The organism is Pollutimonas subterranea (assembly GCF_002849655.1).
GTDB classification, from domain to species: Bacteria; Pseudomonadota; Gammaproteobacteria; order Burkholderiales; family Burkholderiaceae_B; genus Pollutimonas; species Pollutimonas subterranea.
In genome coordinates this window covers 22,338-43,691 of the sequence record NZ_PDNW01000022.1, presented here as the reverse complement: position 1 = coordinate 43,691, position 21,354 = coordinate 22,338, and the positions used below count along the sequence as shown (strand labels likewise).

Annotated in this window: 20 protein-coding genes and 4 tRNA genes; 6 read left to right on the top strand and 18 right to left on the bottom strand. The window is 54.5% G+C overall.

Annotation, left to right across the window (positions count from 1 at the left end; translation table 11 throughout):
* Positions 1-38: 38 nt before the first annotated feature.
* From rplL to mnmG, 15 genes are all read right to left on the bottom strand, one after another.
* Positions 39-416, bottom strand: coding sequence for a 50S ribosomal protein L7/L12 (gene rplL, locus CR159_RS18875; protein ID WP_102075503.1), 378 nt, complete (start codon positions 414-416; stop codon positions 39-41).
* A 75-nt stretch (positions 417-491) separates the two neighbouring features.
* Positions 492-1,016 (bottom strand): 50S ribosomal protein L10, encoded by a 525-nt coding sequence (rplJ, locus tag CR159_RS18870; RefSeq protein WP_102075502.1) that lies wholly within the window; start codon positions 1,014-1,016, stop codon positions 492-494.
* Between the two features lie 249 nt (positions 1,017-1,265).
* The gene (gene rplA, locus CR159_RS18865) at positions 1,266-1,961 is read right to left on the bottom strand and encodes a 50S ribosomal protein L1 (protein ID WP_102075501.1); all 696 of its coding nucleotides are present in this window, start codon (positions 1,959-1,961) and stop codon (positions 1,266-1,268) included.
* Positions 1,962-1,963: 2 nt separating this feature from the next.
* Positions 1,964-2,395: a 50S ribosomal protein L11 gene (gene rplK / locus CR159_RS18860; RefSeq protein WP_102075500.1), complete on the bottom strand. Its 432-nt coding sequence runs from the start codon at positions 2,393-2,395 to the stop codon at positions 1,964-1,966.
* A 69-nt stretch (positions 2,396-2,464) separates the two neighbouring features.
* Positions 2,465-2,998, bottom strand: a complete 534-nt coding sequence (nusG, locus tag CR159_RS18855; RefSeq protein WP_102075499.1) for a transcription termination/antitermination protein NusG — start codon at positions 2,996-2,998, stop codon at positions 2,465-2,467.
* A gap of 9 nt (positions 2,999-3,007) precedes the next feature.
* Positions 3,008-3,388 (bottom strand): preprotein translocase subunit SecE, encoded by a 381-nt coding sequence (secE, locus tag CR159_RS18850; protein WP_102075498.1) that lies wholly within the window; start codon positions 3,386-3,388, stop codon positions 3,008-3,010.
* A gap of 46 nt (positions 3,389-3,434) precedes the next feature.
* A tRNA-Trp gene (locus CR159_RS18845) sits at positions 3,435-3,510 on the bottom strand.
* Positions 3,511-3,602: 92 nt separating this feature from the next.
* Positions 3,603-4,793 carry an elongation factor Tu gene (tuf, locus tag CR159_RS18840; protein WP_102075497.1) on the bottom strand — a complete coding sequence of 397 codons (1,191 nt, stop codon included), beginning with the start codon at positions 4,791-4,793 and terminating at the stop codon, positions 3,603-3,605.
* 46 nt (positions 4,794-4,839) lie between these two features.
* Positions 4,840-4,914: transfer RNA gene (locus CR159_RS18835), tRNA-Thr, on the bottom strand.
* A 48-nt stretch (positions 4,915-4,962) separates the two neighbouring features.
* A tRNA-Gly gene (locus CR159_RS18830) sits at positions 4,963-5,036 on the bottom strand.
* Between the two features lie 72 nt (positions 5,037-5,108).
* Positions 5,109-5,195 (bottom strand) — tRNA-Tyr (locus CR159_RS18825).
* Between the two features lie 117 nt (positions 5,196-5,312).
* Positions 5,313-6,236 carry a ParB/RepB/Spo0J family partition protein gene (locus tag CR159_RS18820; RefSeq protein WP_102075496.1) on the bottom strand — a complete coding sequence of 308 codons (924 nt, stop codon included), beginning with the start codon at positions 6,234-6,236 and terminating at the stop codon, positions 5,313-5,315.
* A 14-nt stretch (positions 6,237-6,250) separates the two neighbouring features.
* The gene (locus tag CR159_RS18815; protein ID WP_102075495.1) at positions 6,251-7,087 is read right to left on the bottom strand and encodes a ParA family protein; all 837 of its coding nucleotides are present in this window, start codon (positions 7,085-7,087) and stop codon (positions 6,251-6,253) included.
* On the bottom strand, positions 7,084-7,761 hold the full coding sequence (rsmG, locus tag CR159_RS18810; RefSeq protein ID WP_102075494.1) for a 16S rRNA (guanine(527)-N(7))-methyltransferase RsmG: 678 nt from the start codon (positions 7,759-7,761) through the stop codon (positions 7,084-7,086). Before rsmG ends, CR159_RS18815 begins: the two co-directional genes overlap by 4 nt.
* The gene (gene mnmG, locus CR159_RS18805; protein ID WP_102075493.1) at positions 7,761-9,677 is read right to left on the bottom strand and encodes a tRNA uridine-5-carboxymethylaminomethyl(34) synthesis enzyme MnmG; all 1,917 of its coding nucleotides are present in this window, start codon (positions 9,675-9,677) and stop codon (positions 7,761-7,763) included. The genes rsmG and mnmG overlap by 1 nt, the downstream gene beginning before the upstream one ends.
* Positions 9,678-10,757: 1,080 nt before the next feature.
* Here mnmG and CR159_RS18800 point away from each other — a divergent pair.
* Positions 10,758-11,927: a methionine aminotransferase gene (locus CR159_RS18800; RefSeq protein WP_102075492.1), complete on the top strand. Its 1,170-nt coding sequence runs from the start codon at positions 10,758-10,760 to the stop codon at positions 11,925-11,927.
* A gap of 459 nt (positions 11,928-12,386) precedes the next feature.
* On the opposite strand, the gene CR159_RS18795 is transcribed toward CR159_RS18800, so the two are convergent.
* Positions 12,387-13,043, bottom strand: a complete 657-nt coding sequence (locus CR159_RS18795; RefSeq protein ID WP_102075491.1) for an FMN-binding negative transcriptional regulator — start codon at positions 13,041-13,043, stop codon at positions 12,387-12,389.
* Positions 13,015-14,109 (bottom strand): metallophosphoesterase, encoded by a 1,095-nt coding sequence (locus CR159_RS18790; RefSeq protein WP_102075490.1) that lies wholly within the window; start codon positions 14,107-14,109, stop codon positions 13,015-13,017. Before CR159_RS18790 ends, CR159_RS18795 begins: the two co-directional genes overlap by 29 nt.
* 498 nt (positions 14,110-14,607) lie before the next feature.
* Here CR159_RS18790 and CR159_RS18785 point away from each other — a divergent pair, with 498 nt between their 5' ends.
* From CR159_RS18785 to CR159_RS18765, 5 genes are all read left to right on the top strand, one after another.
* Positions 14,608-15,504, top strand: a complete 897-nt coding sequence (locus tag CR159_RS18785) for an ABC transporter substrate-binding protein (RefSeq protein ID WP_102075489.1) — start codon at positions 14,608-14,610, stop codon at positions 15,502-15,504.
* An 8-nt stretch (positions 15,505-15,512) separates the two neighbouring features.
* Positions 15,513-16,511 (top strand): FecCD family ABC transporter permease, encoded by a 999-nt coding sequence (locus CR159_RS18780; protein WP_199173370.1) that lies wholly within the window; start codon positions 15,513-15,515, stop codon positions 16,509-16,511.
* A 27-nt stretch (positions 16,512-16,538) separates the two neighbouring features.
* The gene (locus tag CR159_RS18775) at positions 16,539-17,594 is read left to right on the top strand and encodes a FecCD family ABC transporter permease (protein ID WP_102075487.1); all 1,056 of its coding nucleotides are present in this window, start codon (positions 16,539-16,541) and stop codon (positions 17,592-17,594) included.
* The gene (locus CR159_RS18770; protein ID WP_102075486.1) at positions 17,591-18,415 is read left to right on the top strand and encodes an ABC transporter ATP-binding protein; all 825 of its coding nucleotides are present in this window, start codon (positions 17,591-17,593) and stop codon (positions 18,413-18,415) included. The genes CR159_RS18775 and CR159_RS18770 overlap by 4 nt, the downstream gene beginning before the upstream one ends.
* A 208-nt stretch (positions 18,416-18,623) precedes the next feature.
* Positions 18,624-18,884, top strand: coding sequence for a ribbon-helix-helix domain-containing protein (locus tag CR159_RS18765; RefSeq protein WP_102075485.1), 261 nt, complete (start codon positions 18,624-18,626; stop codon positions 18,882-18,884).
* Between the two features lie 123 nt (positions 18,885-19,007).
* Here CR159_RS18765 and CR159_RS18760 read toward each other — a convergent pair whose 3' ends face one another.
* Positions 19,008-21,314 carry a 2OG-Fe(II) oxygenase gene (locus CR159_RS18760; RefSeq protein ID WP_102075484.1) on the bottom strand — a complete coding sequence of 769 codons (2,307 nt, stop codon included), beginning with the start codon at positions 21,312-21,314 and terminating at the stop codon, positions 19,008-19,010.
* Positions 21,315-21,354 lie beyond the last annotated feature (40 nt).

Genomic DNA, 21,354 nt, shown 5'->3' with positions numbered 1-21,354 from the left:
GGAAGGCCTTGGCGCTTCCCGGGCAAGCGAAAACAAGCTTACTTCAGTTCGGCCTTAGCACCGGCTTCTTCAAGCTTCTTCTTGGCAGCTTCAGCGTCAGCTTTGGCCATGCCTTCCTTGACTGGCTTTGGTGCGCCGTCAACCAGGTCTTTGGCTTCTTTCAAGCCCAGACCAGTGATTTCACGCACGGCTTTAATGACGCTAACCTTGTTTGCGCCAAATTCGCTCAATACGAGCGTGAACTCGGTTTGCTCTTCAGCAGCAGCGGCAGCGCCACCAGCAGCAGGAGCGGCAGCCACAGCGGCGGCAGCAGCCGAAACGCCAAATTTTTCTTCCATTTCCTTGATCAGCTCGGACAATTCGAGCACGGTCATGCTAGCGATAGCGTCAAGGATGTCAGCTTTGCTTAATGCCATTTTTGAGAACTCCAAATATATATATAAAAACCAGGGTTGGGTGTCGCTCTGTTCGACGAAATCCGAAGGACCTGCTTACGCAGTTTCCTTCTGATCGCGCACAGCCGCGAGGCCGCGAACGAACTTGGTAGGAACTTCGTTGAGCGTACGCACAAATTGCGTGACAGGGGCTTGCATCGTACCCATCAGTTTCGAGATCAACTCGTCGCGCGACGGCATGGTGGCCAGGGCCTTCACACCATCTTGGCTCAAGACGTTATTGGGCAATGCCCCGCCTTTGAGAACCAGCTTGTCATTGGTTTTAGCGAAACCGGCTAGTACTTTTGCCGCCGAAACCGGATCTGTGCTAATCGCGTAGATTAGCGGACCGGTCAGCTGAGCCGAGAGTTCCTCGAAAGGAGTTCCGACAACAGCACGACGGACTAGCGTGTTTTTGAGAACACGCAGATACACACCCGACTCACGCGCAGTTTTGCGCAATACGGTAGCAGAGGCAACGTCCAGACCACGGTACTCAGCGATAATGACCGATTGAGCCTTTGCAACTTCTGCAGTGACTTCCTCGATGACTACCGCTTTCTCTTGACGATTGAGACTCACGGTTTGAACACTCCATCTAAAGACGCTCGGGAGGGTCCCTTGCGTCAACCGAATGCGGCGCACCTGGTCGAGTTCTTAAAAGAATTCTTCCATGGGCGCCGTCTGCGCTGGACTCATTCTGCAAGCAGTCTGAAATTAAGTACCAAAGCTTGCGCACGAAACGCCATGCGGAGGTACTCCAGCGGTCTTTGACAGCAATGTCTGGCGAACCCAGACACAGCCCAAAGTTCTATTTCCTGTGGCTTGAAATCAAGCCGTCAGGGAAGCTATTTCTACGCGCGCACCGCCGCCCATCGTGGACGAAACAGCGAGCTTGCGCATGTAAACACCTTTTGCTGCAGTTGGACGCGCCTTGTTCAGGGCATCAACCAGAGCAAGCAGGTTGGATTGCAATTGTTCCACTTCGAAGGAAGCACGGCCTATCGTGGCGTGGATAATGCCAGCCTTGTCGGTACGGTACTGCACCTGACCTGCCTTCGCATTCTTGACGGCGGTAACGACATCAGGAGTCACGGTGCCGACCTTGGGATTGGGCATCAGGCCGCGAGGACCGAGGATTTGACCCAGGGCGCCGACAACGCGCATTGTGTCAGGCGATGCAATGACCACGTCGAAATCCATCTGGCCAGCCTTGATGCTTTCGGCAAGGTCGTCCAGGCCGACGATATCGGCACCAGCGGCGCGTGCAGCGTCAGCTTTCTCGCCTTGGGCGAAGACGGCAACACGTACCGACTTGCCGGTGCCGGCGGGCAACACGACCGAACCACGAACCAATTGGTCGGATTTCTTGGGATCGATACCCAATTGCACAGCGACATCGATCGATTCATTGAATTTGGCCGTAGCCGTTTCTTTGATCAGCGCGATGGCTTCAGCAACAGGATAGAATTTATTGGCGTCAATCTTGGCAGCGATTGCTGCGGCGCGTTTGCTCAACTTGGCCATGTTTATACCCCTTCAACCGTGATGCCCATGCTGCGGGCGCTACCAGCGATCGTGCGTACGGCTGCATCGAGGTCGGCGGCCGTCAGATCGGGCGATTTGGCTTTTGCAATTTCTTCAGCCTGGGCGCGCGTAAGGACGCCCACTTTGTCCAGGTTTGGACGAGCCGAACCTTTTTGCACGCTAACAGCCTTTTTGATCAGGACTGTAGCAGGCGGAGTCTTCATGATGAACGTGAAGCTCTTGTCTGCGTAGGCGGTAATGACCACTGGAATTGGCAGACCGGGCTCGAGGCCTTGGGTCTTGGCGTTGAACGCCTTGCAGAATTCCATGATGTTCAGACCGCGCTGACCCAGCGCCGGACCGATTGGGGGTGAGGGGTTAGCCTTACCAGCTGGCACTTGCAGCTTGATAAAGCCGACGATTTTCTTCGCCATGCTTAGCTCCTTGCGGGTTCAAACACTGGCCTGCGCGTAGCGAGGCCGGCTCCCCGGGGTTTCAAAAAATCAGGTCTTTTCAACCTGACCAAAATCCAGTTCGACAGGTGTTGCGCGACCAAAAATAGTGACCGACACACGCACCTTGCTTTTCTCGTAGTTGACTTCTTCGACATTGCCGTTGAAGTCAGCAAACGGGCCTTCCTTGACGCGAACCATTTCGCCGACTTCAAAGAGGACTTTGGGCTTGGGCTTCTCGACGCCTTCTTCCATTTGGGAAAGAATTTTTTCGACTTCACGGTCGGAAATGGGCGCGGGGCGATTACCGGAACCGCCGAGGAAACCGGTTACCCGGTTTGTATTTTTTACCAAATGCCAGGTTTCGTCGGTAAGGTCCATTTCGACCAGCACGTAACCTGGGAAAATACGTCGTTCTGTAATGGACTTCTTGCCGCCCTTTACTTCAAGGACTTCTTCGGACGGAACGAGGATGCGTCCAAAGGATGTTTCCAGTCCGGCGCGTTCAATACGCTCGACCAGTGCCTTGTGCACGCTTTTTTCCATTCCGGAATAGACGTGAACGACATACCAACGTTTGCTCATGTGTGCCCTTTATTTCCAGCCGAGCAGCAGGCCATAGATGACCCACTCAAGACCTTTGTCGACGATCCACAACAAGATACCCATCACGACGACGAACACGAATACGATGCCCGTCATCTGCGTGGCTTCTTTACGCGTCGGCCAGACTACACGCTTGACTTCGTTGTATGAATCGCGACCAAAACTGATGGTGCGACGACCAGGCTCGCTGAACCAGGCAATAATTGCGGCGACGACCAGACTGCCGAGAAAAACGCCTACACGCGCTATGACGGGTTGGCCATCGAGCATCGAGTAGCCGACGATGCCGGCTACGATAACAAGCACCGCCAGACCCAGCTTGACGCGATCGGTGGTACTGGTAACGGTTACTATGTTGCTATTCGACATATTCCGGCGAGTGGCGCCGCTGAATGCGGCTGCGATGAACTGACTGTGGCAGGGGCAGTAGGAATCGAACCTACAACCTTCGGTTTTGGAGACCGACGCTCTGCCAATTGAGCTATGCCCCTAGACCCCGAAAGGTGGTGACCGGTTTTGGCTCACCACCTTTTGAACTGACGCGAACCAACATACTGTTTGTTCGCTATTGATACTTTACTGCTTACTTGATGATGGTGGCAACAACGCCAGCACCAACGGTACGGCCGCCTTCGCGGATGGCGAAGCGCAAGCCTTCTTCCATGGCGATGGGCGACATCAGGCTGACTTTCATCGAGACGTTGTCACCGGGCAGGACCATTTCCTTGTCCGCTGGCAATTCGATCGTACCCGTCACGTCCGTCGTACGGAAGTAGAACTGAGGACGGTAGCCCTGGAAGAACGGCGTGTGACGGCCACCTTCGTCTTTGGACAGAATGTACACTTCGGCCGAGAAGTCGGTGTGCGGCTTGATCGAGCCGGGCTTGGCCAGAACCTGGCCGCGCTCGACGTCTTCGCGCTTGGTACCGCGCAGCAAGACACCCACGTTGTCGCCCGCTTGACCTTGGTCCAGCAGCTTGCGGAACATTTCAACGCCCGTGCAAGTGGTCTTGACGGTGTCCTTGATGCCCACGATTTCGATTTCTTCGCCAACCTTGACGATACCGCGCTCGATACGGCCAGTCACCACGGTGCCGCGACCCGAGATCGAGAATACGTCTTCCACAGGCATCAGGAAGGCGCCGTCCACTGCGCGCTCTGGCGTGGGGATGTAGCTGTCCAGCGCTTCAGCCAATTGCATGATGGCTTGCTTGCCCAATGGGCCTTCGTCGCCTTCGAGTGCCAGCTTGGCCGAGCCCTTGATGATAGGCGTGTCGTCGCCGGGGAAGTCGTACTTGGAGAGCAGTTCGCGCACTTCCATTTCGACCAGCTCGAGCAACTCTTCGTCGTCGACCATGTCGGCCTTGTTCAGGAACACGATGATGTAAGGCACGCCGACCTGGCGCGACAGCAGGATGTGCTCGCGCGTCTGGGGCATTGGGCCGTCAGCGGCCGACACCACCAGGATCGCGCCGTCCATTTGTGCTGCGCCCGTGATCATGTTCTTGATATAGTCGGCGTGGCCCGGGCAGTCAACGTGCGCGTAGTGACGCGATTGCGTTTCGTACTCGACGTGCGAGGTGTTGATGGTGATACCGCGTGCTTTTTCTTCAGGAGCCGCGTCAATTTGCGCGTAGCCCTTGGCTTCGCCACCGAAGGCTGTTGCCAGCACGGTGGTGATTGCCGCCGTAAGCGTCGTCTTGCCGTGGTCAACGTGACCGATCGTGCCGACGTTTACGTGTGGTTTGGTACGTTCGAACTTACCTTTTGCCATGGCGGACTCCTGACTATGGAATAAAGCTACAAATAAATAAAATTTTTGGTGCCCATGACGCGGATCGAACGCGTGACCTCTCCCTTACCAAGGGAGTGCTCTACCACTGAGCCACATGGGCAACGACTTCGTTGCTATCTGCCATTTCGGGCAGAAATCAATAAACTGCTGGAGCGGGTGAAGGGAATCGAACCCTCGTCATAAGCTTGGAAGGCTTCTGCTCTACCATTGAGCTACACCCGCGAGGGGATTCTATCCACCTGATCATTCTGCAAACGCTGACAACTGGCCAGCGGCTACATAAAAAGGGGCTTTTGGTGGTGGGAGTTGGATTCGAACCAACGTAGACGCAAGGTCAACAGATTTACAGTCTGCCCCCTTTAACCACTCGGGCATCCCACCAAAAGCGAATTGCGAATTATGAAGGCTTTTTAAAGCCATGTCAAACACAAACGACGATAAACAGCCTTAAACAAGCCGGATTGTAACGAAAGATACAAATACGGTTCCAGTCGGGTGTCAGGTTTCCACAATACTCGACATACCTTGGCGTTCAAGCAATGAATTCAAGTGCTCCCAGCCATGAAAATCAATCATTAGCTGACCGCGGCTTTTGGCACCGATTTTGAGTGTCACGCGTGTACCGAGATAGTCGGATAATGCTTCTTCCATGCGCTTCACGTCGCCTGACTGTGCGACCGATTTGCGTGCGGGCTTTGCGCCTTGCTCGTCGGCTTCGCGTATGCTGCGGCCCACCAGCTTTTCAGTTTCACGAACGGAAAGGCCTTTTGCAATGACTTCGTTCGCCAACAGTATCTGGGTGGCGGAATCGGTCGCTAATAATGCCCGGGCATGACCCATATCGATGTCGCCGGCCAACAACATGGTCTGAACCGGGCCGGTGAGGTTGAGGAGACGCATCAGGTTGGTGGTGGCCGAACGCGAGCGTCCTATTGCCTGCGCCGCTTGTTCATGGGTCAGTCCGAACTCGTCCAGCAAGCGGCGTACGCCCTGTGCTTCCTCCAGTGGATTCAGGTCTTCGCGTTGAATGTTCTCGATCAGCGCCATGACCGCGGCACTTTCATCAGGCACTTCACGCACTAGAACCGGTACTTCCGCCAGGCCGGCCAACTGGGCCGCGCGGAAACGGCGTTCTCCCGCAATGATTTCGTACTTGCCGGCGTCCTTGCCAGCAAGGGGACGCACCAGGATAGGCTGCATGATGCCTTGGCTGCGAATCGATTCGGCGAGCTCATTCAGGGCGCCTTCGTCCATGCGCGTGCGAGGCTGGTATTTACCGGCGCGCATGAGCTTCACTTTCAGCACGGAAGGAAGACGGTCTTCCTGTGGATCGGCTTTACCAAAATTCTCCATCACCGGTACATCCTCGCCCAGCAAGGCTTCCAGACCCCGGCCCAATCCTTTGGGTTTCCTTGTTGCCATTGTGTGTTCCTCTTTCAGATTCTTGATTCGTTGCGCGGTCGCGCTTGCTGGCGCAAGGCTTCTTTCTTCATGCGCTTTATAAGTTCATTGCCGAATTCGATGTAGGCCTTCGCCCCGCGTGAATTCTTGTCGTAGACCACACCGGGCAAGCCATGGCTAGGGGCTTCAGCAAGGCGCACATTGCGTGGCACCACAGCCTTGAAAACCTTGTCGCCAAAATGAGCTTCGATCTGGGCCGATACCTGCTGCTGCAGGGTTACTCGAGCATCGAACATCACGCGTAGCAAGCCCACCAATTGCAATTGCGGATTGATGTTGCGGTGCACGCGCTTAACGGTGTTCACGAGGTCAGACAGCCCTTCCAGCGCGAAGTACTCGCACTGCATGGGGATGATGACGCCATTGGCAGAGGCCAGGCCGTTCAATGTAAGCAATGACAGGGTCGGCGGGCAATCGATAAGAATGAAGTCATAGTCGTCGAGCACGTGCTCTATAGCCTGTTTAAGCTGCTGTTCGCGCTGGTCCATCTGGATCAGGTCTATTTCGGCACCCGAAAGCTCGCGATTGGCGGGCAGTACGTCGTAGCCCCCCGCTTCGGACCTGACCCGTGCTTGAGCAATCGTGGAGTCGCCGATAAGCACCTGGTAAAGATTATGCTCGACTTTGTTTTTATCAATGCCGCTACCCATGGTGGCGTTGCCCTGAGGATCCAGGTCGATCAACAGTACGCGTTTGCGCAACATGGCCAGTGCCGCAGCAAGATTGATGGCTGTGGTGGTTTTTCCCACCCCTCCCTTCTGGTTTGCGATACAAAACACATTGGCAACGGCTGTGGTTATATTGTTATTCATGAGCTTCCTTGGCGACTCAACCAGACCAGGCAACGCTGGGCATTCAATTCCGGGACATGCAGCGTCTGGACATGACGAGACCGCCAATCCGTCTGCTGCTCTAGTGTATCGATCTCATCCAACGGTTCCCGACCTTTCATGGCAGCCAATTGTCCACCTTGGGCGACGTGCGACCCCGCCAGTGTTGCGAAATCAAGCAACGATGCAAATGCCCGGGAGATGACGATATCAGCCTCAAGCGAGGGCAAAGTCTCTACACGGGCATGGACGGCATGCAAATTCGGTAGCTTCAGTACGCTGGCCATTTGCCTCACAAACGCCATCTTCTTTTCGACGGCGTCGACGCAGCGAATAGTCCAGTGTGGTCGCATAATCGCGAGCACCACTCCGGGAAGGCCCGCACCGGAACCTACATCGACAACAAGCGGCTTTGTCGACACTGTGTTTTTATACAGTATTTGATCAAGTGGACCGACAACCGCCAAACTGTCAAACAGATGCTGAATCAACATTTGTTCAGGGTCACGCAAGGCGGTAAGGTTGTAGGTGCGATTCCAGCGTTGAAGCTGGGCGATATACCCGAGCAGCGCTGAAGATTGTTCCAGGTCGAGATCGATTTCGAGTGCTTTGGCAGCGGCGTCAAGACGCTGTGCGTAATCGTGATCCTGCGTCATTACGCTACTTTTTTCCGGTGCTGCAGACGCTTCAAATGGATTAAAAGCAGGGACACGGCTGCGGGCGTGACACCTGATATCCGTCCGGCCTGCCCTACTGTCTCTGGCCGACTGGCTTTCAAACGATGACGGACCTCGATGGACAGACTTGTGATGGCGTCGTAATCCATATCGGCCGGAATGGGCTGTCCTTCCTGAGTGGCCTGTTTTTCAACCTCTTCCTGTTGCTTGGCCACGTAGCCGGAATACTTGACCTGGATCTCGACTTGTTCAGCAGCCGTTTTATCGGCCAAGCCGGGCCCTGCCAGCGGCTCGCCATCTTGTTTGGCCAAATCCATCAGCGCTTTATAGGATACCTGTGGCCGCTTCAACAGGTCGTACAAGGAATACTCCCGTTCGACCTGCTTTCCCAACAAGGTCTCGGCAGTATGCAAGGCAAGCGTTTTTGGATTGACCCAACTGCTTCTTAGTCTTTCAATTTCGGTATTTACAGAGTCGCGCTTCCGGCAGAAGGAATCCCACCGCGCATCGTCAATCAACCCTAGCGCCCGACCTTGCTCGGTGAGGCGCAAGTCTGCGTTGTCTTCACGTAGACTCAAACGATATTCAGCGCGCGATGTAAACATGCGATACGGTTCTGTTACCCCACTGGTAATCAGGTCATCCACCAAAACACCCAGGTAAGCCTCGTTCCGCTTGGGACACCAGCCTTCCTCGCCTTTTGCCTGACGTGCAGCGTTCAGGCCTGCCAACAAACCTTGTGCCGCCGCTTCTTCGTAGCCGGTCGTTCCATTGATCTGGCCTGCAAAAAACAGTCCGTTTATGGCGCGAGTTTCCAATGTCGTCTTGAGTTCACGTGGATCGAAATAGTCATACTCGATTGCGTAACCCGGCCGCATGATGACCGCGTTATCGAGTCCTGGCAACGTCCTGACCATGGCTAGTTGTATGTCGAATGGCAGACTCGTCGACACACCGTTTGGGTAGATCTCCTGGGTGGTAAGGCCTTCGGGCTCCAAAAATATCTGGTGACTGGCCTTATCAGCAAATCGATGAATTTTATCTTCGATAGAAGGACAATAACGAGGTCCGATCCCTTCGATTGTCGCATCATCGCTATACATGGGTGACCGGCTCAATCCCGAACGCACGATGTCATGTGTCCGTTCGTTGGTATGCGTGATCCAACACGGCAATTGCCGGGGATGCATGTCCGCACTGCCCATGTAGGAGAATACCGGCACCGGGTCGCTGTCACCGGCCTGAGTTTCCAACTTCGAAAAATCAATGCTGCGTGCATCGATGCGCGGCGGGGTTCCGGTCTTCAGCCGGCCTTGCGGCAGTTTCATTTCCTTTAGCCGTTGACCCAAAGAAACAGACGGAGGATCACCTGCTCTACCCGCCGAATAGTGATCCAGTCCCACGTGGATCAAGCCATTAAGAAACGTTCCGGCCGTGACTACCACCGTGCGGCCGCGAAACTTCAGGCCGATTTGCGTGACGGCACCTACGACTCTGTCGCCCTCCAACATCAAATCATCCACCGCCTGCTGGAAAATCATCAAATTGGGCTGATTTTGCAACGTCGTCCGGATTGCTTGGCGATACAAAGACCGGTCTGCTTGAGCGCGCGTTGCCCGCACTGCGGGGCCTTTCGATTGATTGAGGATGCGAAACTGTATGCCGGCCTGGTCAGTGGCATAAGCCATTACTCCACCCAAGGCGTCAATCTCTTTTACCAAATGGCCTTTACCAATCCCTCCTATGGACGGATTGCAGGACATCTGCCCCAGCGTTTCCATATTATGGGTCAATAAAAGCGTGGACGCACCTGTACGGGCAGCCGCTAGAGCAGCCTCGGTACCAGCATGGCCGCCACCGACCACAATCACATCAAATTGTTCTGGATAAATCATTTTTCGCTCAAGCGAGTAAGTACGCCAACTTAACATTATAGCGCCGTAGGAAGATGTTTCACGTGAAACGTAGGTTTTTCGGTCTCATACCTAGGAACTTTATATTAACGGAATGTTCCACGTGAAACAGCTGCTTTGCCATGTACAGAAGTTTTTCGTTTCTCGGTACAGAGGTTTGAAACGTCCGCCGGAAAGTTCATCTGGATTTTTTATGCCTGCTTAGACACAGAGCCCGGAAACCAAACCCGATAAGGGAATAGCTGTATATAAACGGTTTTGTTTCACGTGAAACACGAGATGAAGGATGGAACCATATTAGCCAAACCATGACGATAGGTTGTTCGAAACGACATACGGTTGGATTTTGATCTACCTTCATTGTTTGATTTTTATGCGGTGCCTCGAATGATTAACTTTAGCCTGCAATGGTTGCATGGAAAATCAAGAGGATGAAAAACATTTCCATTCTTGCTTTCGCGGAATGTTCCACGTGAAACAAGGGAAGACGATATGGGGAAGCAGCAGTTATTTACATTCCAGCCATGACCGAAGCATGCAGGTAATACGAACTTTGATTATTTTTTTATTAGGTCGAGCAAAAAATTAAAGAATCAAACATCGCTCCATAGAAGAACGGAATTAACCAGGATATGCCGCCTTATAAAATACATGTAGAAATCGATGTTCTGTTGTACATGTATAGAAATAGTTAAACAGTTAGTTAGCAAAAGGCGGATGTATTTTTCATCTTTGATAGAACGCGGCTCGCCGGTCCTGTTTCACGTGGAACAATGCTGCGCGAGCATTAACGCCTGGGGACAATGCTGTGGATAACCCGCCTAATAAGATGTTGATAAGCAGTGCTTAACGATGCAATAAGGCGGCCTTGCATCTACAATGGGCGCACCTATAACGTGTAGATAATAAACTTTAAGGCCACAGCGCCTGCAGCGTTAAGAGCAAATATTAAGACCGGACATCAGGAACACCTGCACGTTGTAGCAATATCCCGAAAATGAAAGAATCCCCGATCCATGGCTACGCAACGGTGGCCGTTAACCCCAACAAGATAGTCCACACATGAAATTCGAATCCAAGCTTCCGAAAGTAGGTACCACCATTTTTACCGTAATGAGCCAGCTTGCCGCCGAGCATAAGGCCATCAATCTGGGGCAGGGATTCCCGGACTTCAATCCGTCTGCAGATCTATTGGATCAGGTCGTAAAGGCCATGAAAGATGGGCACAACCAGTATCCGCCCATGGCCGGTATTCCTTTATTGCGAAACGAAATATCGACGAAGATGAAGGCCATGTATGGCCACTACTATGATCCAGACACCGAAGTGACGGTGACCAGTGGCGCGAGCGAAGCGTTGATGGCCAGTATCATGGCGTTTGTTAAACCCGGCGACGAAGTCGTGGTTATTGAACCTTTCTACGATCTGTATATTCCAGCTATTGAGCTGGCGGGTGGGCTGCCGGTAATCGTTTCAATGCAGCCGCCTACGGAATCCAATCCGCTATACCAGGTCGACTGGCAAAAGGTCAGGGCTGCCGTAACGACTAAGACACGGATGTTGATCATCAATTTTCCGCATAACCCGACTGGAATAAATCTCCACGAATCCGATCTCGACGCCCTTGAACTTATTGTGGACGAAACAGGCATTCTTGTACTTTCCGATGAGGTTTATGAGCACATCGTCTTCGACGGCAAACAACATCAAAGCCTTGCAAGAAGGGAAGCGCTAGCGGCGAATTCCATTGTCATTTCTTCGTTTGGAAAGACCTACCACACTACCGGATGGAAAGTCGGTTATTGCTGTGCACCGAGCGCGTTGTCCATCGAGATACGCAAAGTGCACCAATTCATGGTTTTTACCGTGTCGTCCCCCATGCAAGTGGCCCTGGCACACTATATGAAAGACCCGGCTCCCTACCTGGAATTATCGCGTTTTTACCAGCAAAAACGCGATCGTCTCACACGCGGACTCGCGAAAACACGCTTCAAACCCATGCCCAGTCAAGGCACGTTCTTCCTGCTTGCCGATTACAGCCAGATATCAAATTTACCGGAAGCTGAGTTTGCACGAAAACTGACAGTACAACATGGTGTCGGCGTGATTCCTGTGGCAGCTTTCTACGGCCGGCCTAATGCGGATGAATCCAACCATCAATTGGTTCGCTTCTGCTTTGCCAAACAGGACGAAACCTTGGACGCCGCGCTGGATAAACTAGCCATGGTCTAAAGCTGCAGGCTCTTATCGACTCCGCCATGGCGGAGTTTTTTTATGCCCATTAATTATCCAAGCCCCATTCCCGAATAATTTTGAACTTTGATGAAGTGGACGAAGTATACATGGCAACAGCATAAAGTTTGCAAACGTCCTTAGCCGCTGATAGAGGGCGGAAGCCCAGCTGTTAATTATCTTTGTAATTTATAACGACTGATACTAATGGGTGTCTGTGGATAACTGGCACAACCCAATTAAACCGTTTGGCATCATGGATTTAGATACAAATAAAGCGCGGCATAACCTATGTTTTATTCGTGGACTGAATCAGGACAACTTTTCGGATTGGGGATTTAATTGGAGTTGTACCCGCGTAGTCCACAACCTGTGCACATGCAGGCTTGTTAGGAGTTATCCACAGCGATGGCAATCTTAATCAGCCGCTACGAAATAGTTACCATATGTAAATTCCATTCAACCAAGTGTATTTGAGTCCATAAGGCGGGAGATTTCGCCATTAAGTGCTCGCTGCAACGGTGATCCATCCGCATGGCGCAAGGACTCAGCCACCGATTGCTGGTCGACAAGTGAACGGTTTTGACTCAGCTTTTGCTTGGCTTCGATACAGGTGATTGTTATTTCAAGGCCAATAATGCCTCGCAGCATGGCATCGATATAGTCAGGCGGCGCGTCGTCGATGGACCATGGGTTGGGCTGGTTCCGCTCATAACGCTCGGTTTGCTGCCTTAGATGCTCCAGGAGCCAAGCTGGGTCGGTCTGGGTCGTCATCGTCCCGTGGACGTGGATGGCGACATAATTCCAAGTAGGTACAGCTTTCCCGTGGGTGCTGGCCTTGGAGGGGTACCAGGACGGCGATACGTACGCCTGAGGGCCATGGAAGACGGCAAGCACCGGTGTGCCGTCCTGCAATTGAGAGAACTCAGAGTTGCTCTTGGCTATGTGCGCTTGCAGCAGCCGCTTTCCCTGGGAACCAGCAGTGAGAAGAAACGGCAAATGTGTGGCTGCAAGCTTGTCCTTGCCTTCTGACACGAGCGTGCCAAAAGGGTATTCATGGATCAACTGATGCTGCAAATCAGGGTCGTTAAGTTCGAAAGCCTTCGGTGTATACATGATGTCCTGGATGCTGGAAAGTTGGAAGTACCTCGCCAGTGTCGAAGACGATTTGATTCTCCGGCCACTGCAAGGCGGCAAGTTTGAAGCGAGATTTGGTTGGAGGTCGATTTGCCTTTCGGTCGCGCCACCGTGCGCCAACAGAGAAATCCACGCAAAAGACGTTGCCGCGCTTTCCATGCCAGGCCATTGATTCGACGTTCCTGAACAGTTGACTGTACCTGGGAGAAGCCTGGCCGGTCTGCATGCGGTACATGCGCCAATAATGGCCTATTACGACCGGTATATCGTCTTCATAGGTATCCCACCAGCTGACCCGATCGGAAAAACGCCACCGGTTGCCTGCAAAAAAGGGCGTGGCGGCCTTTTGTTCGACGCCTGAGGTCAGAACCTTAAGGGGGTTGACCATCTGCTGTGTGGCTTCGTATTCGGCAATCGAATGCAGGAATGGCGGGGGAGAGGTCTCGTCCTCGAGCTGCACCGACCAATATTCTTTTTCGTCGAGATAGCGTTGGTACAAGCCGGACGCGTCAGCCGTGGATTGTGCAAGGTTGTCCCAAACACGAAATTGTTCGACGACATTGCCGATGGATACGGCGCCGACGGCCTCGATAGCGGGAGTGGTCCATGCCGCATGCACGATCCGTATGTCATCCCGTTGCAAGGCGATAGGCATGCCCTGCAGGAACTCAATGATTGCAGCGCGTTGCGCCGGCGGCGTGCGCCGGAACGGCGCATAGTTTTTGATATCGCGATCGTGGCGTTCGTCGAAAAACCATCCAGAGCCATCCTTGACGTCGCCAGTCAACAAGTTGAGCTCATGATTGCCCAGCACAGTTTGCGCATTCCTTTGCTGCACCATGTGCTGAACCAATTGGATCACGCTGTGGCTATCGGGACCGCGATCGCACAGGTCGCCTACGAAAGCCAGTTTCCGGTCTTTGCGATGTTGTCCGTTTTTGTCGTAGCCCAGGCGATCCAGCAAGGCCAGGAGTGCGGAATATTCGCCGTGGATATCGCCAATGATGTCCAGCGGATTGTCAGGGAGTCGTTGTACCAGGTGCATAAGGGGAACTTGGTGTCGTAATGCTCCGAAACTGCAAGCAGTATACCTTCGTATGAGTGAAAGAAAAATGGATGGATGGAAGGACTTTAGGGAGTTGCTTGTAGTTGTTTACTATTCTTTTATATATAGAGACTAATACTAATGGGTGTCTGTGGATAAGTAGCACAACTCCAAAATATATTTTTGAAACAGTGGCTTGCGGCCGTTATTTGGCAAGGACAAGTTCTGTTCTCGCAGTGGATCGTTTCGGCACAACTTTTGAGGCGCAGAAAAATTACAAGCTTGTGCCTGCGCCATCAACATGCTGTGCACAGCCCACCTTCATAGTACTTATCCACAGGGAGCAGGATCGGATCTGTCTCGCCGTTAGATTTGGTAAAATCGATAATCGTTTTCATTCGCATCTCTCACAGGAGAGGGATTCTCTTTCTCTGGAGTCAGGTTTTGTATAGTCAAAAATGTCGATCTTTTCGTCCGAACATCTTTTCCGCCGTCACAATGTTGGCGTTGGTCTTTGTCTATCTGGCGACGGGTTCGGTGTCATCAGCGGAGCAGGGCGCACGCAGTGTGGATACCCAGTTTGGGGTCGTGTCAGTAACCGGCATGCCCCAGCGCGTCATAACGCTGAGTGAAAGCGCACTGGACACTGCTTTGGCAGTGGGCGTCCAGCCGGTCGGCGGGGTGGCGACTCGTGGCAGTAAAACTGTGTCCGATTATCTGCAGGAAAAGGTTGGCCCATTCAGCATCGTAGGAACAAGCCGGGAATACAACCTGGAGGCCATATTGCGCCTAAAACCCGATCTTATTCTGGCGTCGAATGGTTTAAGTAAAGATATATACGCGAAGCTCAGCAAGTTGGCACCTACGATAGTCCCGACCGCCAAGAACACCGATGATTGGCGCGACGCGGTGTCGATTTATGGCACCGCCCTTGGTAAAGATTCTGAACTGAAGTCGGGATTTTCCGAATTGGATAAACGCATTGATGGCTTGCGGGCCAAGTTGCCCGCAAATCAATCGGTTTCGGTGGTGCGATGGATGCCACAAGGTCCAATGGTCATGTCGGCACATGTTTTCACGGGCCAATTGCTGTCGCAGCTGGGGCTTGCCGCCACCGATATCGCTTCCAGCCTTACCGATCGCCCTCATAGCGATGTGTTGAGCCTCGAGAATTTAGCAAAAATTGACGCAGACTGGTTGTTTCTGGCTACGCTGAATGCGGAAGGCGAAAAAACGCTGACCGAAGCACGCCGCCAGCCGGCTTTTGTTCGCCTGACCGCGGTCGATGAGAATCGCGTCAACGTCGTTAATGGGCAGGTATGGACGAGTGGAACCGGGCTATTGGCGGCCGGCAAGATTCTCGATGACGTGGAAAAGACGCTGTTGCAGCAATGACAGCAGTCGTGCATAGACCCTCCTCTGTCACGCATGTTGCGGTGAAATGCGCAGCGGTATTACTGCTGCTCGTTGTGGCCAGCCTGACGTATGGGGCCGGTGATGTGGCGCCATCCCGTATATGGCTTAGCCTATTGGGGCAGGGCGATGCCGAAGCACGATTCATGCTGATGGAATTGCGGGTACCGCGCACCCTATTGGCGATCCTGGTCGGCGCTGCGCTCGGCATAGCAGGAATTGTTTTGCAGGCGGCCACCCGAAATCCTCTGGCGGAACCGGGGCTTCTCGGCGTCAGCGCTGGCGCATCGTTTGCGGTCGTGCTGGCCATCAGCATGGGCGGAGCCGCCGCAACCTTGCACCTGGGCGTCGCCATAAGCGGCGCGCTGGCCGGCTGCATGCTGGTGCTGTTGGTTACCCAGATACGCGATGTGGGCGATGACCCGGTAAGGCTGGTACTGGCCGGTGCCGCGTTCTCGGGAATATTGACCGCGCTGAGTACGCTTATTTTGTTGTACGACCAACGAAGCGCCGACGAAATCAGATTCTGGATTATAGGTGCCCTGGGAGGACGCTCGGTCGAAACGCTGATCTGGAGTCTCCCGGGGGTGGTGTTGGGCTTGTTATTGCTGCTTCCAGCCATACGGCCCTTGGCGGCGCTGGCCCTTGGCGAGCATGTAGCAACCGGCTTGGGGCACCATCCAAAACTGACGCGTTTATGGGCGCTGGTAAGCGTGGCCATCCTGGTGGGTACCGCCACCGCAGCCGCGGGTCCCATCGTATTCGTGGGCCTGGTCGTGCCATTCGTAGCACGGCGTTTTGTCGGTCCAGACATCCGTCGCACATTGGGTCTGTCCTGTCTTATCGGTCCAGCCATTTTGCTTTTTGCCGATACCGTGTCCCGTCTCGTGGTAAAGCCGTACGAGTTGCCGGTGGGCGTGGTTACTGCCATGGTGGGGGCCCCTGTCCTGATTGCCATTGTCCGCAGCCATCGATTGCCAAGGCTTTAAGTGATACATCAAGACAAAACATCGTCAATGTTCAATCAGAATAAGAATACGCCAGCGGGATATTGGCTGCTTACGGTAGGCTCATATCGGATTCTGGTGCACAGGCGGGGAAGTTTCGCTGCCTTGGCATTGATCGCGGCCCTTATCGTGACGGCGGGCTTAAGTCTCGTTTGGGGCGTCGAAGATCTGAGCCTGGTCAGCGTGTTTTTTAATGCGGCTGGCCTGGGCGACCCCATGCATGTATTCCTGATACAAGAACTACGCATGCCACGGCTCATCGCCGGCCTGGCCACTGGCTTCGCCCTTGGCGTAGCGGGATGCCTATTGCAAACCTTGGCGCGCAACCGCCTTGCCACGCCGGGCATCATTGGCATCGATGATGGCGCGACAGCCTTTGCGGTTGCGTCTATCGTGGCCGTTCCTACGAGTTTGGCTCCGTCGGCCCTGGCCCTGTCGGGAGCGGCGGTCGCCGCGGCGCTGGCATTCGGCTTGAGCGGCGCGGCGGGATCACGCGGCTACCGCTTTATCGTCGTGGGCATTGGTGTCGGTGCCATGTTTGGAGCGCTGACGAATTTTATGCTGGCTCGCGCTCACATCGACAGTGCCAATCTTGCTTATCCCTGGACGGTGGGTAGCCTTAATGCCCGGCCACCTGAGGCGGTGTGGGTGTTGATGGCGGGCCTGCTGGTCTGTGTTCCCTGCGCAAAATATCTTGCACGAGCGTTGAACGTACTGCGTTTTTCCGACGCGGTGGCCCAGGGCCTGGGCATTAATCTGCGTCGGGTGCGAATCTATACCTTGGTTGTTACGGTTATTCTAACGGCGCTCGGTGTGGCGGTTGTCGGACCGGTCGGGCTGATAGCCTTGGCGGCGCCCGAAGTAGCACGACATTTGGCGGGTCACCAGGGAGTCGCCGTTATGGGAGCTGGTTTGGCTGGGGCTTTGCTTATGCTCGTTGCCGATTGGGCGGGACGCAGTCTGTTCGCCCCGATAGAAATACCCGTAGGCGTAATAATGGCGGCGGTGGGCGGTCCCTACTTGCTTTGGATTCTACTGCGCCAGCCATCCCGGAGAACTGAATGAGTGTTACCTCGCCTTTGCTCGTTGCCACGTCGGCCGGTGACGCGCAGATGGAAGCGCGGTCCCTGGATCTGAATTACGGCAACACTGCCATCATCAAGGAACTGTCCCTTCGTATCCCGCAGGGCCAGGTCACTGCCATAGTCGGCCCCAATGGTTGCGGAAAATCCACCTTGCTGGCCGGCTTGTCGCGTTTGCACAAGCCAACGGCGGGCTCAGTCTTGCTAAACGGCAAGGATATCGCCACGTTGCGGTCCAAAGAAGTGGCCCGCCATTTGGCCTTGCTGCCGCAAGGAGCAAGCGCACCTGACGGCCTCACGGTATCCGAGTTGATTCAATTCGGACGCCAGCCGCACCAAGGTGTTTTGCGACAGTGGTCGCAGCGTGACAGTGACATTGTGCAAGCCGCGCTCGACGCTACTCAACTCAATGATCTGGCTCATCGTCCATTGGAGTCCATGTCTGGCGGGCAGCGCCAGCGTGCCTGGATCGCCATGGCCATCGCCCAGGCCACACCATTATTGTTTTTGGATGAGCCCACGTCGGCATTGGACATGGGCCACCAGATCGAGGTATTCGAGCTTATCCGGGCATTGGCGGAAGCCGGAAAAACGGTCGTGATGGTGGTTCATGACTTATCCAGCGCATGCCGCTATGCCGACCACTTGGTGGCCATGCATGAGGGCAGGATTGTTGCCGAGGGCAAGCCGCGGGATGTAGTTACTCCGGAACTGGTGGAGCAACTGTACGGGGTAAGTTGTGTACTTCTGCAAGACCCCCATTCCGGGACGCCTCTTATCGCGGGTATCAGGCGGATGGGGTAGTCTCTGGGCGTTGCATCATTTCCCAATACAGAAGGAGCTATTGGCTGCATGATCCGCGCAGTCCCGCAACGCTCAGACTTGGTGATGTGTTCATTATTGAATATATTGAAGACATCAAGACATCAAGACATCAAGACATCAAGACATCAAGACATCAAGACATCAAGACATCAAGACATCAAGACATCAAGACGGCAAGAAGCTGACCATGCCCCGCACGAACACCACCACCGTGACAGTGCGCCTCAGTGGCCCTCTGAGCGAATTCGTTGCCACAAATGTTGGCGAACAAGGCGACTACGAGAACGTCAGCGAATATGTGCGCGACCTCATTCGTCGCGACAAAGAAACCAGGGAAACGGCTGCTTTCGAGCGGCTCAAGGCCGAACTCACCCATGCCTGGGCGCCGCCGGACTCGTCATACAAGCCCTTGACGGCAGCAGACGTCATCGCGCGTAACCGGGCCTGATTTCCGTCATGGTCAAGGCGCAGATACGCGTTCAGGAAGCCGCATCCTGGCGGTTGGACGCTCAGTTCCGTAGCAGGCCTGGATCGGATTGTTAAGCGTAGACGAGTTCGTCACCTTCCAGTTTCACGTTGGCTGTGCCTGCGTACGTCGCAACCAGGCCAAGTCTTTTTTCCATTGCTGGCGATCGGCAGCGTCACGCTCGAACAGAGCAAGGGTCTTTTCCAGTACCAATGTGTAAGGCCTGCCCGTGCGGCGGGTTTCATGCCGTATCGGCAGCTCATGACGGTCGATGAACTGGTGGATCAACTGACGTCTGGCTTGAGCCAAGGGCCATTCGAGCCGTTGCTGTTGTGGGGAGGCTAGAAAGGCCAGCAAGGGTGCAGCAAGATCGTCGAGTCTCCCATGTTCGGACGGCGGTGTGATCGACCAGTCGGTTGCATCGCGCTTTGGCTTTGCCAGGCAGGTTTCGAGCGCGTGCGTGCAATGACTGTAGAGAACTGAAATATGCAGCCCTTCGAGATTCTTTATTTTCTGGGCCTGATGTAAAACTTGCAGCGGGACTTCCAGCGGTATGTCGTTCGTGCGCAGCATGGCGATGATTTGCTCGGTGAACGCAGAGCAACCAGTGACTTGGCTGGCGCGAAGCAGGCCCAGCCATGCGGCGCTGGTGTCAGTTAAGGTTGAAACTATCGTACTGCGCTGGTGATACTTCTGTACTTGCGCAATATGCCAACACAACCAATCCCAGCGCTGTTGCATCAGGCCGGCAATCAGGGCCACGGCGTTGGTACTCGTGCAAGAGGATTGTGCCAGAGCAGGTAGTTCCTGCGCCATCCAGGCCAGTTGACGCGTGTCTGCCTGGTGCGTTCCGGTCCACTGCTGGACACGTTCGGCACACCATGCCTGACCGTGGCGTTCGAGCAATTGCCACAGCCAGGGAGCCTGCTGTGCAGTCAGTTGCGACAGTGCAAAGGGTGACAACAGACCAGCAGCGATCTCTGCGTCGTCGAGTCTGGCCGCGACGGGCAGCGTCGCGGTGAATAGTACGTCGGGATCGGCGACGCTTCTTGCCTGTTCCCAAAATGGCAGCAATGACTGGGCACGTGCATGGGCCTGAAGAGTGTCGCCAGCATCGAGCCATTCGGCAATCCGAGCGATAGCCCAAGCAGGTGTCTGCCGTGCCCGAATGACAAAGGCGCGTTCACGTGGCCATAGCACTACGGCGGCGCGATGGTACCAACGATCGACGGTATTGCCGTAATTGCCCATATAGCCTTCGTGCTCGGACTGGAACGGCGCACAATCAACCGACAGGCGATTCATGCACAGCTCTGCCTCACTGGCAAAACTGATGTCTTCACGTTTGCTGCCATCCGGAGCAAGCCAGTGGCGCAGTTCAACTTCGCTGTCGATCAGATCACCCAGTGCGGGATGATCCTCATTGTGGTCGAACCTGTCGTCTTCATCTTCCTGCTCATCGCTCCAATAACCATGCTGCTGATAGTCGTCTTCGGCTGACCAGGTTTCGTGCACATCCGCCAATGTCAGGAATATCTCTGCGTCCAGTTGTCTGGCGGCGGCCAGCAATGCCGCTGCGCGTTGAACATCCACGCCTTTGATACGCTGCCACGACAAGCCGCTGGGGGTGTATTGGTGGTCGAGCAGATACACCAATCTATCCGGTGGTTCTGTGTGGGTATCGCCATCCCATCGTGGTGGTGCGGGGGTTTGCCAGAAACGGTGGAGTTCGCTTGCCAATGTAGTGACAGCTTGTTGTGGCAATTCGCTTGTGCGGGTGGCCCCCTGTGCGATTAGGTTATAGGTCAGCACAACCCGGTAGCCTTGCTTGACTGGGCGTACCTCGTGATGGCAATCGGCATAGAAGGCCACCATGCCGAGCCGATTTTGCGAACCGCGTGCACGCACCGTCTGACCCAGATGCGACACCACGAACTCACCACCAGTGAAGCTCGATGGCAGCGTGATCACCAGCGTGCCCAGCATGCCGTCGGCCTTCTCCGAATCCTGATGCACCGCGAAGAATTGCCCAGGTGCATAGATCAATAAGTTGTGCAGGTCTGCGCGCAGTGAATCGGGTGATGGCACCCCAAGCTCGCGGCCGATGCGCAGCAATGCGCGATCAAGCACGGCCGTCCATTCGGGCGAAGTGAAGCGCAGGCTCTCGGCTGGAATTTCCCAAGTGTCGCGTACCCGTGGATCCAACCGGGTTTGGTCTTTATAGCCATGGTGTGCGGGCTGTGCTGCCGCGCACAGGAGATGGGCTGTTTGCAGTCCGATGGGTAAGGGGATGTCTCCCACGCCTTCCACATGCAACTGCGGATCGGCGGCGATGGCGAAGCGCGTGGCAAATGTGCTGGAAGTACCCAGAGCGGCCAGTTGTTGGGCGATGGACTCGGTGGAGGTGGTCATGTACGGTAGCTTGGAGTTGCAGTTTAGGCTTGACGCCGTG

Excerpts from the sequence above, each read along its gene's own strand:
- rplL (WP_102075503.1), bottom strand. The coding sequence starts at position 416 with ATGGCATTAAGCAAAGCTGACATCCTTGACGCTATCGCTAGCATGACC.
- rplA (WP_102075501.1), bottom strand. The coding sequence starts at position 1,961 with ATGGCCAAGTTGAGCAAACGCGCCGCAGCAATCGCTGCCAAGATTGAC.
- rplK (WP_102075500.1), bottom strand. The coding sequence starts at position 2,395 with ATGGCGAAGAAAATCGTCGGCTTTATCAAGCTGCAAGTGCCAGCTGGT.
- nusG (WP_102075499.1), bottom strand. The coding sequence starts at position 2,998 with ATGAGCAAACGTTGGTATGTCGTTCACGTCTATTCCGGAATGGAAAAA.
- secE (WP_102075498.1), bottom strand. The coding sequence starts at position 3,388 with ATGTCGAATAGCAACATAGTAACCGTTACCAGTACCACCGATCGCGTC.
- tuf (WP_102075497.1), bottom strand. The coding sequence starts at position 4,793 with ATGGCAAAAGGTAAGTTCGAACGTACCAAACCACACGTAAACGTCGGC.
- CR159_RS18820 (WP_102075496.1), bottom strand. The coding sequence starts at position 6,236 with ATGGCAACAAGGAAACCCAAAGGATTGGGCCGGGGTCTGGAAGCCTTG.
- CR159_RS18815 (WP_102075495.1), bottom strand. The coding sequence starts at position 7,087 with ATGAATAACAATATAACCACAGCCGTTGCCAATGTGTTTTGTATCGCA.
- rsmG (WP_102075494.1), bottom strand. The coding sequence starts at position 7,761 with ATGACGCAGGATCACGATTACGCACAGCGTCTTGACGCCGCTGCCAAA.
- mnmG (WP_102075493.1), bottom strand. The coding sequence starts at position 9,677 with ATGATTTATCCAGAACAATTTGATGTGATTGTGGTCGGTGGCGGCCAT.
- CR159_RS18800 (WP_102075492.1), top strand. The coding sequence starts at position 10,758 with ATGAAATTCGAATCCAAGCTTCCGAAAGTAGGTACCACCATTTTTACC.
- CR159_RS18795 (WP_102075491.1), bottom strand. The coding sequence starts at position 13,043 with ATGTATACACCGAAGGCTTTCGAACTTAACGACCCTGATTTGCAGCAT.
- CR159_RS18790 (WP_102075490.1), bottom strand. The coding sequence starts at position 14,109 with ATGCACCTGGTACAACGACTCCCTGACAATCCGCTGGACATCATTGGC.
- CR159_RS18785 (WP_102075489.1), top strand. The coding sequence starts at position 14,608 with ATGTTGGCGTTGGTCTTTGTCTATCTGGCGACGGGTTCGGTGTCATCA.
- CR159_RS18775 (WP_102075487.1), top strand. The coding sequence starts at position 16,539 with ATGTTCAATCAGAATAAGAATACGCCAGCGGGATATTGGCTGCTTACG.
- CR159_RS18770 (WP_102075486.1), top strand. The coding sequence starts at position 17,591 with ATGAGTGTTACCTCGCCTTTGCTCGTTGCCACGTCGGCCGGTGACGCG.
- CR159_RS18765 (WP_102075485.1), top strand. The coding sequence starts at position 18,624 with ATGCCCCGCACGAACACCACCACCGTGACAGTGCGCCTCAGTGGCCCT.
- CR159_RS18760 (WP_102075484.1), bottom strand. The coding sequence starts at position 21,314 with ATGACCACCTCCACCGAGTCCATCGCCCAACAACTGGCCGCTCTGGGT.